This window comes from Streptomyces sp. NPDC057963, from assembly GCF_042887155.1.
Lineage (GTDB): Bacteria > Actinomycetota > Actinomycetes > Streptomycetales > Streptomycetaceae > Streptomyces.
Genome location: NZ_JBHVPX010000019.1, coordinates 34266 through 49736, shown reverse-complemented (window position 1 = coordinate 49736; position 15471 = coordinate 34266). Strand labels below are relative to the sequence as shown.

Below are 15471 nucleotides of genomic sequence, written 5' to 3'. Positions count from 1 at the left end.
GTCTGATCGGTCTTCCGGCCGAAGCGGCGGCGGAAGCTCCGCTTACTTCTCCGCAGGACCCGCCGGCTCACGGGACTGCTCCACTTCTTGCGCGACCACGGCGACGTCGGTCATCACCTGGAGCACTCCGGGCAGTTCGGAGCCGTCGAGCTGCCGGTACTCGCTGCCGATGGTCACCACCAGCCGCTCGGGGAGGCCCAGCTCCGGATAGCGTCCTTCGCCGATGACCCGGCGGGCCGCTTCGAGGGCCGGAACCCCGGCGGCGTGGAAGGCGTGGGAACGCTCGCGCACGTACTCCAGGTACACGATGTGATCGCGCACCCCGGCCCGGTCGAGGACCGGTCCGTGTCCGGGGACGACGGTCTCCGCGCCGGTGGCCAGCACCCGTTCGCAGGCCGCGATCACGTTGCTCAGCGGGCCCGCCCAGTGGACCGGGTGGTCGCCGGGCCGGGCGGGGGTGGAGGAGAAGATGATGTCCCCGCTGAACACCGCGCTCTGCGCGGGCAGGTGGACCATGAGGTCGCCGGTGGTGTGCGCGGACGGCAGGGCGGAGATCTGGACCGGGTACTCCCCCAGGGTCAGTTCGAGCTCCCCGGTGAAGTACGTGGTCGGCTGCACCGGCTCGGTGTGGGACCAGTCGAAGGGACCGAAGTGGCGTCCGAGGTAGGCGCCCAGCGCGGTGGCCGGATCGCCGGTGGTGACGAGCGCGTGCTGCTGCTTCGGCGTGGGCTCGTAGTGGATGTGCTCCCGGGCCTCGCGGGTCGCGATGATCTCCGCGTCCGGGAGTACGCCCGCGCCCCAGAAGTGGTCCCCGTTCGCGTGGGTGACGATCACCCGGTCGATGGAGACACCGTCGGGCAGCCGCTTCGTGGATTCGGCCAGGAACTGGCCGGCCAGCACGGCGTCGTACGGGGTGTCGATCCAGAGCGCGCCACGGGGCGAGACGAGGAGACCGCAATTGGCCAGCCCCCAGCCTCGCTTCGGCGGAAGCCATGCGTACAGGCCCCGCCCCAGGTCAACGACGTCTCCACCCGTGATCGACATGGACGCGATTATGCCGACCGCGTTCCGGCCATGCGTTCGAACTCGGCCACCGCAGCCTTCCATTGGCGCAAAATCGCCCCTCACGCCCTTCGGCCGCGGCGGCTCGGTGACCCTACGAAACCGTCACTTCGCACCCCCATGGGGCACCTTCCGGACAATCGCCTTCACATCCCCCGGTGAGGTCACCCATCGCGGGCGACACCTCTCGGGCGGGCATCAAACCGGAATGCGCCGATTACCCACCGAGCATGGCTGAAAACAGCCGTACCGCGACCTCCGGTGACCGCGCCGGACAGCGCGGTCGCCGAAGGTCGCCGCAACGCTCGGCTTCCTAGCGGACCTGACCGCGTTCGAAGTAGGCGACGAGCTCGGGGTCGAGGGCCGGTACGTCGTACGGCGCACCGCCCTCGCGCAGGGAACGGGTGGCGAGCACACCGGCGGCGACGCTCATCCGGGCGGCGACCGGCGAGGTGTCGGTGACGCCCCCGTCGCGCACGAACCGGCAGAACTCCTCCATGATCCGGGTGTCGCCGCCGCCGTGCGAGCCACCGGCGTCCGGCACCTGGTAGGTGATGTCGGCGTCGCCGCGGTAGCCGCTGGGGCCGGTGTTCCAGACCTTGACCTCGTCGCCGGGGCCGTCGCCGAAGTTCTCCAGACGCCCCTCGGTGCCGATGACGGTGTAGTTCCGCCAGTAGTCCGGGGTGAAGTGGCACTGCTGGTAGGCCGCCACGACGCCGTTGTCGAGCTGCATGTTCATCACCGAGACGTCCTCGACGTCCACGATGTGGTGCAGGTCCTTGCGGGCCGTCGGCGGCCAGTCGAACTCGCGCAGCCAGTTCGCCGGGCGCGGGGTGTCCGGCTCGCGGCGCGGCAGGTCGCCGTAGACGAGGAGGTCGCCGAGTGCGTTGACGCGGCGGGTGTAGCCGCCGGCCAGCCAGTGCAGGACGTCGATGTCGTGGGCGGCCTTCTGGAGCAGCAGACCGGTGGTGCGGGTCCGGTCGGCGTGCCAGTCCTTGAAGTAGTAGTCACCGCCGTAGCCCACGAAGTGCCGCACCCACACGGTCTTGGGCTCGCCGATGTCGCCGCGGGCGATGATGTCGCGCATCAGCCGCACGACGCCCATGTGGCGCATGTTGTGTCCGACGTACAGCCGCGTCCCCGTCTCGTACGCGGCACGCAGGACGTTGTCGCAGCTCTCGACGGTGATGCCGAGCGGCTTCTCGACGAAGACGGCCTTGCCGGCCCGGAGCGCGTCGATGGCGATGATCTCGTGGGTGTCGTCCGGGGTGGCGACGATGACCGCGTCGAGGTCGTCGCGGTCGAGGAGCAGCTTGTAGTCCTCGACCGCGACGTCGGTGCCGAACCGCTCGGCCTCACGCCGGCGCACCTCGGGGTCGAGGTCGCAGACGGCGGTGATCGCCGAACCCTGTCCGGGGTGGTGGGCGGACATCGCGATGGAACGGCGCAGGCCGAGCCCGATGACGCCGAGTCGCAGGTCTGACACGGTGGTCCCTTCTGTCTGTACTGGTGGTGCGGGCGGGTCCGTACGGATGGTGCGGGCGGGTCGTTACGGATGGTGCGGGCGGGTCCGTACGGATGGTGCGGGCGGGGGCTACTTGCCGGCGAGCGAGGCCTCGTACTCGGCCCGCATCTTGTCGCCGCCGCCGGAGCGCCACTTGCGCAGCTCCTCCTTGTAGGCCGAGATCGGCTTGCGGCCCGCGATGATGTCCTTCTGGATGTCGCTCATGGCCGTGGTGAGCGAGGCGCCCTTGCGGGTGTACGTGTCGGAGAAGTGACCGCTGACCGGGCTCGACTGGTTGATCTTGAGGAGCTCCTGCTGCCAGCCGTGGATCCGGCGGGCCAGCTCCGCCTTGCCCGGCAGGTAGATGTACTCGGGCCCGGCGGCCAGGAAGGCGAGCGGCATGGCGGTGGTGACGGCCTCGGCCTCGCCCTTGGGGGTGAGCTCGACGTCGCCGCCGGACGTGCGGGTGAAGTGCTTGCCCTCGATGCCGTTGTCGAGGAACAGCCGCTCCTCGGTACCGAACGGAGCGGCCAGGTAGTCCAGCACGCCCAGCAGCATCTTGACCCGCTTGTCGTCGGCCTTCTTGCTGATGGCGGTGTAGCCGACGGAGCCGTATCCCATGCTGTACCGGGGCTGCGCGCCCGGCTTGGCGGCGAACGGCACGATGACGCCGAACGGGAAGTCGTACGTCTTGGCGTCCACCAGGAAGCTGGGGAAGGACTGCACGTAGGCGCCCAGCGAGCCCTGCGCCATCTTCTCCATGGTGGTGGAGAGGTTGGGGTCGGGCCAGAAGAGACCGGCCTTGGCCACCTTGACGCCGAACGCCAGGGCCTCCTGGTACTCCTCGGTCTCGTACATGTGGGTGAGCTTGCCACCCTCCAGCCGCCAGTTGCTGGGGGCGCCGAACCACTGGCCGAACATGCCGACGTGGTTCACGTACGCCGGCTCCAGGACGTACTTGTTGCGCTTGGCGTCCAGGAGCTCCTTGCCCTTGGCGAGGAAGTCCTCGGCGCTGGTGAACTTGGCGCCGCCGACCGGCCTCCAGAAGTCCTCGTTGACGACGTAGACCTGGCCCATGGAGCCGTAGGCGACGGTGACGCCGCGGATCTTGCCGTTGATCACGGCGGTCTTCCAGGCGGTGGTCGGCAGGTTCGCCAGGTTGGGGTACTTCTTGACCGCGTCGCCGGACAGGTGCGGCGTGAGGTCGTGGAACTTGGCGTCCAGCAGCTCGGGCACCCGCTGGATGCCCTGGTTCGGCGGGAACCAGACCAGGTCGGGGATGTCGCCGCTGGCCATCATGGCGTTGAACTTGGTGAGGTACGCGTCGACGCCCTGGTCGACGACGATCGTCATGTCGAACTGCGCCCCGAGGCGCTTGTTCAGCTCCTGCCAGTAGGCGTTCTTGGCCTGCGGCGGCGCGGGCGTGGTGAACGTCTCGGTGAGGGCCGTGATCCGGCTGCCGTCGCCGGGCGCCTTGGCCACGGACCTGGTCAGCTGCTTCGGGTAGCGCAGGTACGTGGCGTCCAGCCCGGCCGCGTTGCCCGCGAGGTCAGCGGGGGCGGTCTGCGCGGCGACGTACGCCGGGAGCTTCAGCTTGGCGGACGCCTTGGCCCCGCCCTTGCTGATGGTGGCGCCGCTGCCGCACGCGGTCAGGGACGTCAGGCCGGCCGCGGTCAGGCCGGCGATCCCCGCCGCGCCCATGAAACCGCGCCTGGACAAGTTGGTGGACATGGGTGCTCCTTGAAGTGTGTGAAGTGCGTGGGGCGGGGTCCGGGCGGGCGGATCAGCCCTTGATCGCCCCGGTCAGAACGCCCTTGACGAAGAACTTCTGCAGGAAGGGGTAGACGCAGAAGATGGGCACGATGGCGATGATCAGCACGGCCATCTGCAAGGAGGTCGCGGGCGGCACCGCATGGACGCCCATGGCCTGCGCGTTGATGCTCTGGCCGTTGAGGACGTAGCTGCGCAGGATCACCTGGATGGGGAACTTGCTGGAGTCGTTGAGGTAGAGCACCGCGTTGAAGAAGCTGTTCCAGTAGCCGACCGCGTAGAACAGCCCGACCACGGCGAGGACCGCCTTGGAGAGCGGGAGGACGATCCGGAACAGGACGGTCACCTCACCCGCCCCGTCGATCCGGGCGGCGTCGTAGAGCTCCTCGGGAATGCTCTGGAAGAACGAGCGCACGACCACGATGTTGAACGCGTTGAGCAGTACCGGAAGGATCAGCGCGGCATAGGTGTCGAGCATCTTGAACTGCTGGACGGCCAGGTACGTGGGGATGATGCCGGGGGCGAAGAGGAAGGTGCCCAGCACCAGCAGCAGGATCGGCTTGCCGAGGACGGTGCCGGGCCGCGAGGTGCCGTACGCGATCATCACCGTGCACGCCAGGCTCAGCGCGGTGCCGATCAGCGTGATGCAGATGGAGACCAGGGCCGCCTGGGTGACGACCCCGCCGGAGAGGATGACCCGGTACGCCTCCAGCGTCGGGTGCTTGGGCAGCAGGACGTAGCCGCCGTTGGCGTTGAGCTCTTCGCGTCCGGCGAGGCTGGTGCCGATGGCGAGGACGAACGGGTAGAGCACGATCACGGTCAGGACGACCAGGGCCGCCGCCTTCGCGCCCTGTCCGTACCAGTGGGGGCGCTCCATCCACGGCGGGCGGCCGGACGAGGCGCGCCGGGGGCCGGACCGGGCGGTGCGCAGCCGTGACGAAAGGGTCTGCTGACTCATCGGTACACTCCCTGCTCACCGAAACGGTGGGCCAGCTTGTTGGCGGCGAGGATGAGGGCGAATCCGATGACGCCCTTCATGAGACCCGCGGCCGTGCTCATCCCCCAGTCGCCGTCGATGACGCCGTGGAAGTAGACGTAGGTGTCCATGACTTCGGAGGCGTCCGGACCGACGGCGTCGCGCTGCAGGATGATCTGCTCGAAGCCGACCGAGAGGATGTCGCCGAGCCGGAGGATCAGCAGCATGAGGATCACCGGCCGGATGCCCGGCAGGGTGATGTGCCAGATCCTGCGCAGCCAGCCGGCTCCGTCCATGGCGGCGGACTCGTACTGGCCCATGTCGATCGAGGCGATCGACGCCAGGAAGATGATCGTCCCCCAGCCGCAGTCCTTCCAGATGGCCTGGGCGGTGATCAGCAGCTTGAAGGTGCCGGGGTCCGTCATCACGTTGCCGATGGTGACCCCGTGCTCCATCAGGAGCGTGGTGACCGAACCGGCGCCGCCGAGCACCTGCTTGAACATCGCGACCACGACGACCCAGGACAGGAAGTGCGGGAGGTACACGACGGTCTGGATGAACCGCTTGATCTTCTCGCTGATGAGCGAGTTGAGCAGCAGCGCCAGGGCGATCGGTGCGGGGAAGTAGAGGAGCAGCTGGATCGCGGTGATCTGCAGGGTGTTGGAGACCGCGCTCCAGAAGTCCGGTTCGGCGAGCAGCGCGGTGAAGTTCGCGAGGCCGACGAACGGGCTCTGCTTGAAGCCCAGGAACGGCTGGTAGTCCTGGAAGGCGATGACGTTGCCTGCGAGCGGCAGGTAGAAGAAGAGCGCGAAGTACAGGACGCCCGGCAGGCAGAACAGCAGAAGTGCCTTGTCCCGCTTGAGGCGGTGCCGGAGCGGCTGCCGTATTCGCAGGTCTTTGCGCTTCTTCCCGGCGGGGCGATCCGCGTCGTCGCGGTCTTGGGGCTGCGGCACAGGCGACCGCACGGCCGAGACCGGCGCATCTGCCATCGTCACAGGCACCTCCAGGGCTGATGGAGCAAGGGAGTGTCCCGCATCCATGGAGACGGCCCGCACCACCGTGGGTGTGCGACCGGCGCTCCTTCGCGGCGACAGCCACATAGTTCACGACGGTGCACCCGGATGGCAAGAGTTGTTCATTTCACAGAGGTAACGAACATCTATTGACACAGAAAAAGTTTCTATATGGGCACCCCGAACACGGCGAGCGACCACCCAAGATCCGAAATAGGGCACAGAAGCAGCATGTAAGCGCCACCGAAGTGACCGTCAGGAGGCCCTGCCCGTGACCCCGCGTCCGGGTCGCGGGCGCCCCACCGTGCTCGATCATGCGTTCAAGATCACTTGTGCCGACATTCTCAAGCACCCGTGGGGCGCCACCCTCACACCCTCCGCACCCGGCACCTGGCACGCCGCATGCCGCACGCCGCACGCCGCACGCAGAAGCGGCGGGCCGCCACCTCGATGGTGGCAACCCGCCGCTCCGTCGGCGCTGTTCAGACGGCGATGACGGTGACGCCGGCCTCCGTGAAGCGGGCGGTCGCCTCGGGCGCGATGCCCTTGTCGGTGACCAGGAAGTCGACCTGCCCGAGATCGCAGACCCTGGCGAAGGCCCGCTTGCCGATCTTCGAGGAATCGGCCGCCACGACCACCCGCTGCGCCTGCTGGGCGAGCAGCCGGTTGATGCTGGCCTCGCCCTCGTGGTGGACGTACGCACCGCGTTCGGTGTCGATCGCGTTGACGCCCAGCACGGCGACATCCAGGGTGATTTCGCCCAGTACACCGCTGGCCAGCGGGCCCGTCAGCTCGTACGACTGCGGCCTGGCCACCCCACCGGTCACCACGATCTTGATCTGCGGCCGGATCACCAGCTCGTTGGCGATGTTGAGGGCGTTGGTGACCACGGTCAGAGTCGGCTGACCGCCCATCCCCGCCGCGGTGTCGCCGACGACGTCGGAGCGCACCGCCAGCGAACGGGCCACCTCGGTCAGTGTCGTACCGCCGGTCAGCCCCACCACTTCGCCCACCGCCACCAGTTCGGAGACGGCACGGCCGATGGCCTGCTTCTCGGGGGCGTGGCGGCCGGTCTTGTAGCGCAGGGCCAGCTCGTAACTGACACCGTGCGCGACCGCGCCACCGCGGGTGCGGGTGAGCAGCTGCTGCTCGGCGAGCTGGTCCAGGTCGCGGCGGATGGTCGCGGCCGAGACATCCAGCGTGGCGGCGGCGCCCTCGACCTCCACCCGGCCGTTCTTACCCACCAGTTCCAGCAGCGCGTTCCACCGGGCATCCCTGGACAAGAGAACTCTCCTTACGGGCCCGGGCTTCGGGCACCCATCCCCTTGGGTACGGTCACCGGACACGCGCAAGCGTCGCACAAGGCTCCGTCCAGTCAAGCCTCCTGCACGCGGAATGCTTGATAATGCTCGTAGATCGCGTATAGCGTGCGCAAACGAGCATCTCACTACGAGTACGGAGTGCAAAAGTGTCATTTGTCGAGATCGAGACGGCCAGTCAGCCGGAGTGCTGGCGCCGCGCCGCCGAGCTGGCCCAGACCCAGGCCGCCGCTCTGCCCGCCGCCGGTGAGCGCATCGCGGTCGTCGGCTGCGGCACCTCGTTCTACATGGCCCAGGCCTACGCCGCGCTCCGTGAGGAGTCCGGGCAGGGCGAGTCCGATGCCTTCGCCGCCTCGGAGTTCCCCTTCGGCCGCCGCTACGACCGGGTCGTCGCCCTCACCCGTTCGGGCACCACGACCGAGGTGCTGGCCCTGCTCGACCGGCTCCGCGGTGTCACCCGCACCGTGGCCATCACCGCCGACCCCGACACCCCGGTCATGACGTCCGCCGACGAGGTCGTCGTGCTCGACTTCGCCGACGAGCAGTCCGTCGTGCAGACCCGGTTCGCGACCACCCTGCTCACCCTGCTCCGCGCCCACCTCGGTCTGCACACCGACGCCGTGGCCCGCGACGCGGAGACCGCACTGGCCGAGCCGCTGCCCGAGGGGCTGCTGGAGTGCACCCAGTTCACCTTCCTGGGACGCGGCTGGACGGCGGGGCTCGCCAACGAGGCCGCGCTGAAGATGAAGGAGGCGTCGCTGTCCTGGACGGAGGCGTACCCGGCGATGGAGTACCGCCACGGCCCCATCAGCATCGCCACCACCGGCACCGCGACCTGGATGTTCGGCACCGCCCCCGAGGGGCTCGCCGAGCAGGTGCTCGCGACCGGTGCCCGCTGGGTGGAGAGCGACCTGGACCCGCTGGCCGAGCTGGTCCGCGTCCAGCGGCTGGCCATCGCCCGCGCCGCCGCCCGCGGCCTGGACCCGGACAGTCCGCGCCACCTGACCCGCTCGGTGGTCCTCGCGGACGCCTGACCGCCCGATGGACATCGTCGAGCGCACGTTCGGCGGTGCGGACGGGGACGCCCGCGTTCATGAGGGCTTCCTCGCCATGCCCGCGCGTGGCCCCGTACGCGGCGGCGTCGGGGTGCTCGTGCTCTCCGGGTCCAGTGGACGCATCGAGGACGAGCGGTGCCGGATCCTGGCCCGGGAGGGCATGACCGCGTTGTCGATCCGCTGGTTCGGCGGCCCCGGGCAGCCGCCCGGGATCTGCGAAGTCCCGCTGGAGGCGTTCGGGGCCGCGATCGAGGTGCTCCGCGCGGGCGGTGCCCGGCGGATCGGCGTCCTGGGTGTGTCCAAGGGGGCGGAGGCCGCCCTGCACCTGGCCGTGCTGCTGCCCGGTGTCGACGCGGTGGTGGCGCTCTCACCCACCTCGACGACCTGGGCGAACGTCGGCCCCGGCCGGGACGGCCGGAACCGGCCCTGCCGGTCTTCCTGGTCCTGGCGGGGCGAACCGCTGCCGTTCGTTCCGTACGACGACTCCTGGGCACCGGTGCCCATACCGCCGACGGGCGCTCCTGTCGCCGTCCGTGGCTGGTACGAGCTCAGCCGGCGGACGTTCGCCGACCGCGTCGACGCGGCGGCCATCGCGGTGGAGAAGTCCGCCGCCGAACTCGTGCTCGTCGCCGGCGGGGACGACGCGATGTGGCCCTCGCTGCCCTGGGCCGAGGAACTGGCCGCCCGTCGCAGGGCGGCCGGCCGGCCCGTACGGGTGATCAGCAGCCCCGACGCGGGCCACCGGCCACGGCTTCCGGGCGAGAGCCCGGCCGCGGCCTCCACGCACTTCCTGTACGGGGGCACGCCGACGGCGGACGCCGCACTCGGGGCGGCGGCCTGGCCCTGCATACTCGATGCGCTCCGCGGAGCACATCGGGGCGGCGTCTGACGGCGCCCCGCGGACGGGCGTCCACCGTGGCCGCGGCCCGGCCGGGAGGCCGGGACGGGGCCCGCGGTCGCGACGGGACCGACGGCCGTCACGACCGTCGGCCCGCCCTCCCGCCGGCACCGCCTCGGTCAGGACTCCTCGAAGTGGACGTCCAGGACCGCGTCGAGTTCCTCCGCCCACTTCTTGAGGTCGCTCCTGGCCGGCGCCTCGACCTCGGCGTTGAACCACCGGCGGGTCGACATGTGGACCGTGACGGTGAACCGGCGGCCGAACCGGGGGGTCTTCACCTCGACCGCACCGATCTCGTCCCAGTGGAAATCGGCCTCCTGATCGTCCAGCCGGAACCGGACCCCCTCACGGTCCGCGGTGATCGAGCCACGGCGGTCGCTCACCTCGAATACGGGGCCGTCCTCCACCTCCTTGCCGTCGGCCGCGGCGCCCGCGGACACCGCCTCCGTAACGGCATCGTCGGGAGCGGCCGCGTCGGACACCCGCTCGTCCGTCTGCTCCTGGCCACTCGGCTCCTGGCCACTCGGCTCCTGGCCTGTCGTCTGTTCCTCGCCTGTCTGCTCCTGGTCCGTCCGCTCCTCGTCCTTCTCTTCCTGGGCTCTGTGCTCCCGGCTCGTATCCGGCGTACCGGCAGGGGCAGGGGCCGTGAGACCAGGGATGTACGCCGGGTCTGTCCCTGCGGCGTACCCGGGCTGGGTGTTCGGATCTATGCGCTGCTCCACGGCGGGCAGTATGGCCGACGAACCTGTACGAGACCAGTGACCACCGCGCCGCGCGCCTGTCTCTCCCCGCCGGGCCCGCGTACCGCGTCACCGGTCCCGCGCCGCCAGCAGTTCCGTCACCCGGTCCAGCGGGAGCGCCGGAACGTGGTGGCCCGCCCGGCCGGTCATCGCGTGTGCGCCCGTGAGCACGTTGAGCACCGCTTCCTCCACCGACTCGACCACCGCCCCGTAGAAGGGATCCATCCGGCCCCATGGCACGAAGCGCATCGACTCGTACGGTGCACTGCCGTCGTCCTCGGGAAACGTGCTGGTCAGCGCGGACGGGTTGGCCGTGGAGAAAGCCAGGAAGAGGTCCCCGGAGAAGTGGCTGCCGGTGGTGCCGGTGCGGGCCAGGCCCAGCGTGACCCGGCGGGCCAACGCCTTGCACTGTCCGGGCAGCAGGGGTGCGTCGGTCGCCACGACCACGATCACCGATCCCGCGCCGGGCGGCACCGGCCGCTCCCCACCGGGTACCGGTCCGGGCGCCGCCTCCCCGACCGGATCGGACAACTCGCGCCCCACCGGCACACCGGCCACCACCAGTTCGCGCCGCGCGCCGAAGTTGGCCTGCACGAAGGCGCCCACGGTGTAGCGGTCCTCGCCGTACTCCACCACCCGCGAAGCGGTCCCCGAGCCGCCCTTGAAGCCGTAGCAGCGCATGCCGGTTCCGCCGCCGACGCACCCCTCCTCGACCGGGCCGGACCCGGCCGCCTCGATCGCGGCCGCCGCGTGCCGGGGCTCCACGGCCGTGCCGTGGATGTCGTTGAGGTGGCCGTCCCAGGTCTCCGTGACCACCGGCAGCAGCCACTCCGGCGCCATGTCGCGGCGGTTGGCGCGCACCCACTCGACCACGCCCCGGTGCACCGGCCCCACCGCGTACGTGTTGGTGATGACCACCGGGACGGCGAGCGATCCGCTCTCCTCGATCCAGGCCGTTCCGGTCATCTCCCCGTTGCCGTTGAAGGAGTGCCAGCCGGCCGCGCAGGGCGTACCGACTCCGTCCCGGCCGCGTGGCAGGAGGGCCGTCACCCCGGTGCGCACGTCGTCGCCCTCGACGAGGGTGACGTACCCGACCTCGACACCGGGTACGTCCGTGATCGCGTTCCAGGCACCCGGCTCGCCGCTCAGCGGGATGCCCAATTCACGTGCACGCCTGCGGTCTTCGCTCATGTGATCTCCGCTCATGCGGACAGAGCGTACGGGTGGACCCGCATCCTGGACGAGAGGGGAGCGGCGGCACTCGTCGTCTCCGCTCCCCCTCGCTACCCGGCGGGCGTGTCCGGCTCGTTCTCGACGGCGATCGCGGTCGCCACGAGACCGTCCGCGACCAGCCAGCGGCCGCGGAAACCCGTCGGGGCCGCGTTCGCCGCCGCCCCGGCGGCCCGGTCCGGCTCAGGGGCGGAGATCAGCAGCGCGGCCGTGAACGTACCGTTCGAGTGGAGCACGATGTCGGCCTGTTCGAAACCGAGCCAGCGGTGGGTGAGCGGGAACCACGCCTTGTAGACGCTCTCCTTCGCACTGAACAGCAGCCGGTCCCAGTGGATCTCGGGGGACACGCCGCGCAACTCGCGCTCGCGCCGCTGTTCCGTCGCGAGGGCTATGGTCTCGTGCACCCCGTCGGGCAGCGGCTCGTGCGGTTCGGCGTCCACGCCGACGGAGAGCATGTCCTCCCGGCGGGCGACCACGGCGGCCCGGTAGCCGGTGCAGTGGGTCATGCTCCCGACCACCCCGTCCGGCCATATCGGCGCCCCCCGTTCGCCCTTCAGGATGGGCACGGGCGCGAGACCCAGCGTGCCCAGCGCGCGGCGGGCGCACCAGCGCGCGGTGGTGAACTCCTTGCGCCGGGACTCCACGGAGTTGCGGATCAGTTCCTCCTCGCCGGGGAAGAGCACCGCGTCGGACGGGTCGGAGAGTGCCTCGGCCACCGCGACCCGCGACGGCAGAATCTTCTCGATCATGTTCTCCCTCGTACCGGCTGGTCGGTCCATCCTCTGCATCGTCCCCGAAGCCTGCCCAAAGTGTGCGGGGTTCCGCCAGTGCCCCTGGCGCTTCCGATGACGTTCTCACACCGAGGAACGGCGCATACCGGTCCAGTTTTCACCTACCGGACCGGTGTGGCACCGCTCAGGTCAGGACCGAGGGATCGGGTTCCGCCTCGGCGAGGCCCGGCCAGCGGATCCGCGTGGCACACAGGGATACGAGGACGGCCGAGGCCGCGACGGCGCCCATGCCCCACACCAGGCTGCCGGCGCTCGCTATGAAACCGATCACCGCGGGGCCGGCCAGCAGCCCCGTCGTTCCCATGGCGGCGACCAGGGCCAGTGCGTCCGTGCCCTGTCCCGCGGCGGCCACGTAGACGCACGGTGTCACGGCCGCGACGCCCAGGCCGACGCAGGCGAATCCGATCAGCGTCGGCACCACGCCACCGGCCAGCAGGGCCAGTGCCAGTCCCGCACCGGCCACCGCGCCGCCGACCCGGACGATGCGTCCGTCGCCCCAGCGGCTGCGCCAGCCGTCGGCGAAGATACGAGCGAGCACCATCATGACCGAGACGACCGCGATGCCCATGGGCGCCAGCGACGGGGCCGCGTCGACGACGTCCTTCATGTAGAGCGCGGACCAGTCGTTCATGGCGCCTTCGGTCACCGTGCCGAACACCATCGCGAGGCCCATCCAGATCGTCACGCGGGACGGCAGGGTCAGTTTGCGGCGGCTCTTCTCCTGAGCCTGCGGGTCCTCCGTCAGCAGTCCCGACCGGGTGAGTCCGACCAGCAGCAGAAGGAGGACGGCGGCCACACCGAAATGCGCCGCGACGGCCGGCGTCACCATGTTCATACCGGAGGCGAGCAGCGCGGCGAACAAGGAACCCGCGCTGAACGTCGCGTGCAGCTTCGCCATGGCGGTTCGCCCGTACGTGACTTCGAGAGCCGCCCCCTGCGCGTTCATCGCGACGTTCAGGCTCCCCACCGCGATGCCGTCGCAGCAGATGACCGCGAGTGCGACCGGGTAGTTCGGTGCCACGGACAGCGCGAGCAGGAGCAGGCTCAGGCAGACGGCCGACAGAAGCGCGAGGCGCCGGGATCCCAGCCGCTTCATCAACACCGCCACGAGGGGGAACGATGCCGCCGCGCCCGCACCGCAGGCCATCAGCAGAAGGCCCAGTTCGGCCTCCGTCAGGTCGAGCCGAGCCTTGATCGCGGGGAGCCGCGAGGCCCAGGTGGCGTACTGGAATCCGAGGAAGCAGAACAGTGCCGCGATCGCCAGTTGCGCCCGGCGGAATTCATCACGAACGCCAAACACAGGAAATCAGCCCACTTCGTCTTCGAGAGGTGCCCCGTACAACAGGTCGTGGGCGAGGTTCGTCTTCTTCCCGGTACGGCCGCCGCCCGGCACCGTCCTGGACATGTACACCGCATCCGCCCCGTAACCGGCCGGGGGTGCGACCTCGTGGCGGGCCGTGTATCCGTTCGCCGACCAGAAGGTGTCGCTGCCCGAGACGGCGACCAGAGAGATCTCCTCGTATCCCTTGGCCGCGGCCGTTCCCATGACGTGGCGCAGGAGACGCTTCGCCAGCCCTCTGCCACGAGATTCCTCGGCGACGACGAGATCGTGCAGATGCAGATTGCGCGAATGGAAGACGACGCCTTCCGTCCGGTTCAGATCCGGATACTCGGACACCGGGTAGGGCAACGCCAGCAGATAGCCCGCCAACCGCCGCTCCACGTCCAGCGCGAAGCACGTGGCCGGCGAGGCGTGGGCCTTGGACCGTAGCGCGGCCCGCCCCTCCGACAGCCCGTCCTTGGCGTACACCCCGGCTTCCAGCGCCGTGATGCCGTCCCAGTCGCCTTCGGAGATGTGCCGTATGCGTACGTCGTGAATCATCTACTCCTGCCCTTCCGGGGTCGGTTCGGCACCGGAAGGCCCGCCGTGGCGTTCTCCGTGTGTCCAGGTGTACGGAAGCGGGTCGAACCCGTTGAACCCCTGCGTCATGTAGCTGGTGACGTAGGCACCGCAGGAGAGGACCCAGACCGGATCCCCCGACGCGAGCGACTCGGGTACGGAGACGAGACGGTGCTCATGGGCGTAGGCGTCGTCGCTGTCGCACGTGGGCCCCGCGACAACGGCCGGCACGCATGGCTCGTCGGTGCGGGAGGGAAACCACAGCCGGTACTGCAACTGGTCCATCTCGTACAGGCCGTTGAACTTCCCACAGCTCAGGTACAGCCAGTGCTGCCGTTCACCGTCCCTCTGCTGCCTGGACGACAGCCGGGACACATGCGCTCTGATCGCACCGTGGTCGGCGACGAGATGGCGCCCCGGCTCCATGAGGAATTCCAGAGGGGATTGCGACACTTCCCCGAGCCGCTGCATTCCCTCCCGGATCACGGCGAAGATCTTGTCCACCGGGGGATCCAGTGGCCTGCCGCGGTTGTCGAGATATCCGAGCGCGGGGAGGCCCCCGCCGAGATTGACGTGGTCCAGCAGGATCTCTCGCCGGTTCAGGGCCGTGATCACCTCGGCAAGGTGCTCGAACGCGTCCTGCCAGGCCTCGGACGTCATCTGCTGCGAGCCGACGTGAACGGACAGGCCGGCCGGTGTCAGACCGGCCGACCGAGCCGCTTCCAGCACGCGCACCGCGTCGGCCCCCGAGCATCCGAATTTCCGGCTGAGCCCCCACAGCGCCCCGTCACCGCTGGTGGCGAGCCGGCAGAAGACCCGGGAACCAGCAGCGTGGGCGGCTATCGCGGCCACGTCCTCCAGGCTGTCGGTCGCGAAGTCCCGGATGCCCAGCCGGTACGCGTCGACGATGTTGCGGTCGGACTTGATGGTGTTGCCGTAATGGATCCTGCCGGTCGGTACACCGGTCCTGATGGCTTGCGCGATCTCCGCGGGACTCGCCGCGTCGAAGCCGGACCCCTTCTTCGCCAGACAGGCCAGAACCTCGTCCACCGGACAAGCCTTCATGGCAAATCGGACGGAGATGCCCGGCAACTCCCTTACCAGTGCTTCGTATTGCGCTTCGATCCCGCCGAGGTCGAAGACGATCCGGTCCTCGATGGCCGCCGTCAGGGCGGCGCGCATGTCCGCGTTCAGTCGCATCGTGGGGGTCCTG

At 69.7% G+C, this 15471-nt stretch carries 14 protein-coding genes; 2 read left to right on the top strand and 12 right to left on the bottom strand.

Going from position 1 to position 15471, the window contains the following annotated elements; translation table 11 throughout:
* Window positions 1–42: 42 nt before the first annotated feature.
* The 6 genes from ACFVT1_RS32365 to ACFVT1_RS32340 all read right to left on the bottom strand — a co-directional run bounded on the left by ACFVT1_RS32365 (window position 43) and on the right by ACFVT1_RS32340 (window position 7608).
* A complete protein-coding gene (locus ACFVT1_RS32365) occupies window positions 43–1044 on the bottom strand; it encodes an MBL fold metallo-hydrolase (protein WP_389801903.1) in 1002 nt (333 codons plus the stop codon).
* Window positions 1045–1375: 331 nt separating this feature from the next.
* Complete coding sequence (locus ACFVT1_RS32360; RefSeq protein WP_389801900.1) at window positions 1376–2548, bottom strand: Gfo/Idh/MocA family protein; 1173 nt, start codon at window positions 2546–2548, stop codon at window positions 1376–1378.
* A 108-nt stretch (window positions 2549–2656) separates the two neighbouring features.
* Window positions 2657–4297 (bottom strand): hypothetical protein, encoded by a 1641-nt coding sequence (locus tag ACFVT1_RS32355; RefSeq protein WP_389801898.1) that lies wholly within the window; start codon window positions 4295–4297, stop codon window positions 2657–2659.
* Between the two features lie 52 nt (window positions 4298–4349).
* Window positions 4350–5294, bottom strand: coding sequence for a carbohydrate ABC transporter permease (locus tag ACFVT1_RS32350; RefSeq protein WP_362201985.1), 945 nt, complete (start codon window positions 5292–5294; stop codon window positions 4350–4352).
* On the bottom strand, window positions 5291–6301 hold the full coding sequence (locus ACFVT1_RS32345; RefSeq protein ID WP_389801895.1) for an ABC transporter permease: 1011 nt from the start codon (window positions 6299–6301) through the stop codon (window positions 5291–5293). Before ACFVT1_RS32345 ends, ACFVT1_RS32350 begins: the two co-directional genes overlap by 4 nt.
* A 506-nt stretch (window positions 6302–6807) precedes the next feature.
* Complete coding sequence (locus tag ACFVT1_RS32340; protein ID WP_389801892.1) at window positions 6808–7608, bottom strand: DeoR/GlpR family DNA-binding transcription regulator; 801 nt, start codon at window positions 7606–7608, stop codon at window positions 6808–6810.
* Window positions 7609–7793: 185 nt separating this feature from the next.
* Here ACFVT1_RS32340 and ACFVT1_RS32335 point away from each other — a divergent pair, with 185 nt between their 5' ends.
* Together ACFVT1_RS32335 and ACFVT1_RS32330 are read left to right on the top strand one after the other, a co-directional pair.
* Window positions 7794–8678: an SIS domain-containing protein gene (locus tag ACFVT1_RS32335; RefSeq protein ID WP_389801889.1), complete on the top strand. Its 885-nt coding sequence runs from the start codon at window positions 7794–7796 to the stop codon at window positions 8676–8678.
* 7 nt (window positions 8679–8685) lie between these two features.
* Window positions 8686–9588 (top strand): acyl-CoA thioester hydrolase/BAAT C-terminal domain-containing protein, encoded by a 903-nt coding sequence (locus ACFVT1_RS32330; protein WP_389801886.1) that lies wholly within the window; start codon window positions 8686–8688, stop codon window positions 9586–9588.
* A gap of 128 nt (window positions 9589–9716) precedes the next feature.
* Here the strand turns inward: ACFVT1_RS32330 and ACFVT1_RS32325 are convergent, their stop codons facing one another.
* From ACFVT1_RS32325 to ACFVT1_RS32300, 6 genes are all read right to left on the bottom strand, one after another.
* Window positions 9717–10319 (bottom strand): hypothetical protein, encoded by a 603-nt coding sequence (locus ACFVT1_RS32325; RefSeq protein ID WP_389801883.1) that lies wholly within the window; start codon window positions 10317–10319, stop codon window positions 9717–9719.
* Between the two features lie 87 nt (window positions 10320–10406).
* A complete protein-coding gene (locus ACFVT1_RS32320; protein ID WP_389802009.1) occupies window positions 10407–11528 on the bottom strand; it encodes a P1 family peptidase in 1122 nt (373 codons plus the stop codon).
* Between the two features lie 92 nt (window positions 11529–11620).
* Window positions 11621–12316: a 4'-phosphopantetheinyl transferase gene (locus tag ACFVT1_RS32315; protein ID WP_389801880.1), complete on the bottom strand. Its 696-nt coding sequence runs from the start codon at window positions 12314–12316 to the stop codon at window positions 11621–11623.
* Window positions 12317–12482: 166 nt separating this feature from the next.
* Window positions 12483–13658 carry an MFS transporter gene (locus tag ACFVT1_RS32310; RefSeq protein ID WP_389801877.1) on the bottom strand — a complete coding sequence of 392 codons (1176 nt, stop codon included), beginning with the start codon at window positions 13656–13658 and terminating at the stop codon, window positions 12483–12485.
* Window positions 13659–13664: 6 nt separating this feature from the next.
* Window positions 13665–14240: a GNAT family N-acetyltransferase gene (locus ACFVT1_RS32305; protein WP_389801873.1), complete on the bottom strand. Its 576-nt coding sequence runs from the start codon at window positions 14238–14240 to the stop codon at window positions 13665–13667.
* Complete coding sequence (locus tag ACFVT1_RS32300; RefSeq protein WP_389801870.1) at window positions 14241–15458, bottom strand: type III PLP-dependent enzyme; 1218 nt, start codon at window positions 15456–15458, stop codon at window positions 14241–14243.
* Window positions 15459–15471 lie beyond the last annotated feature (13 nt).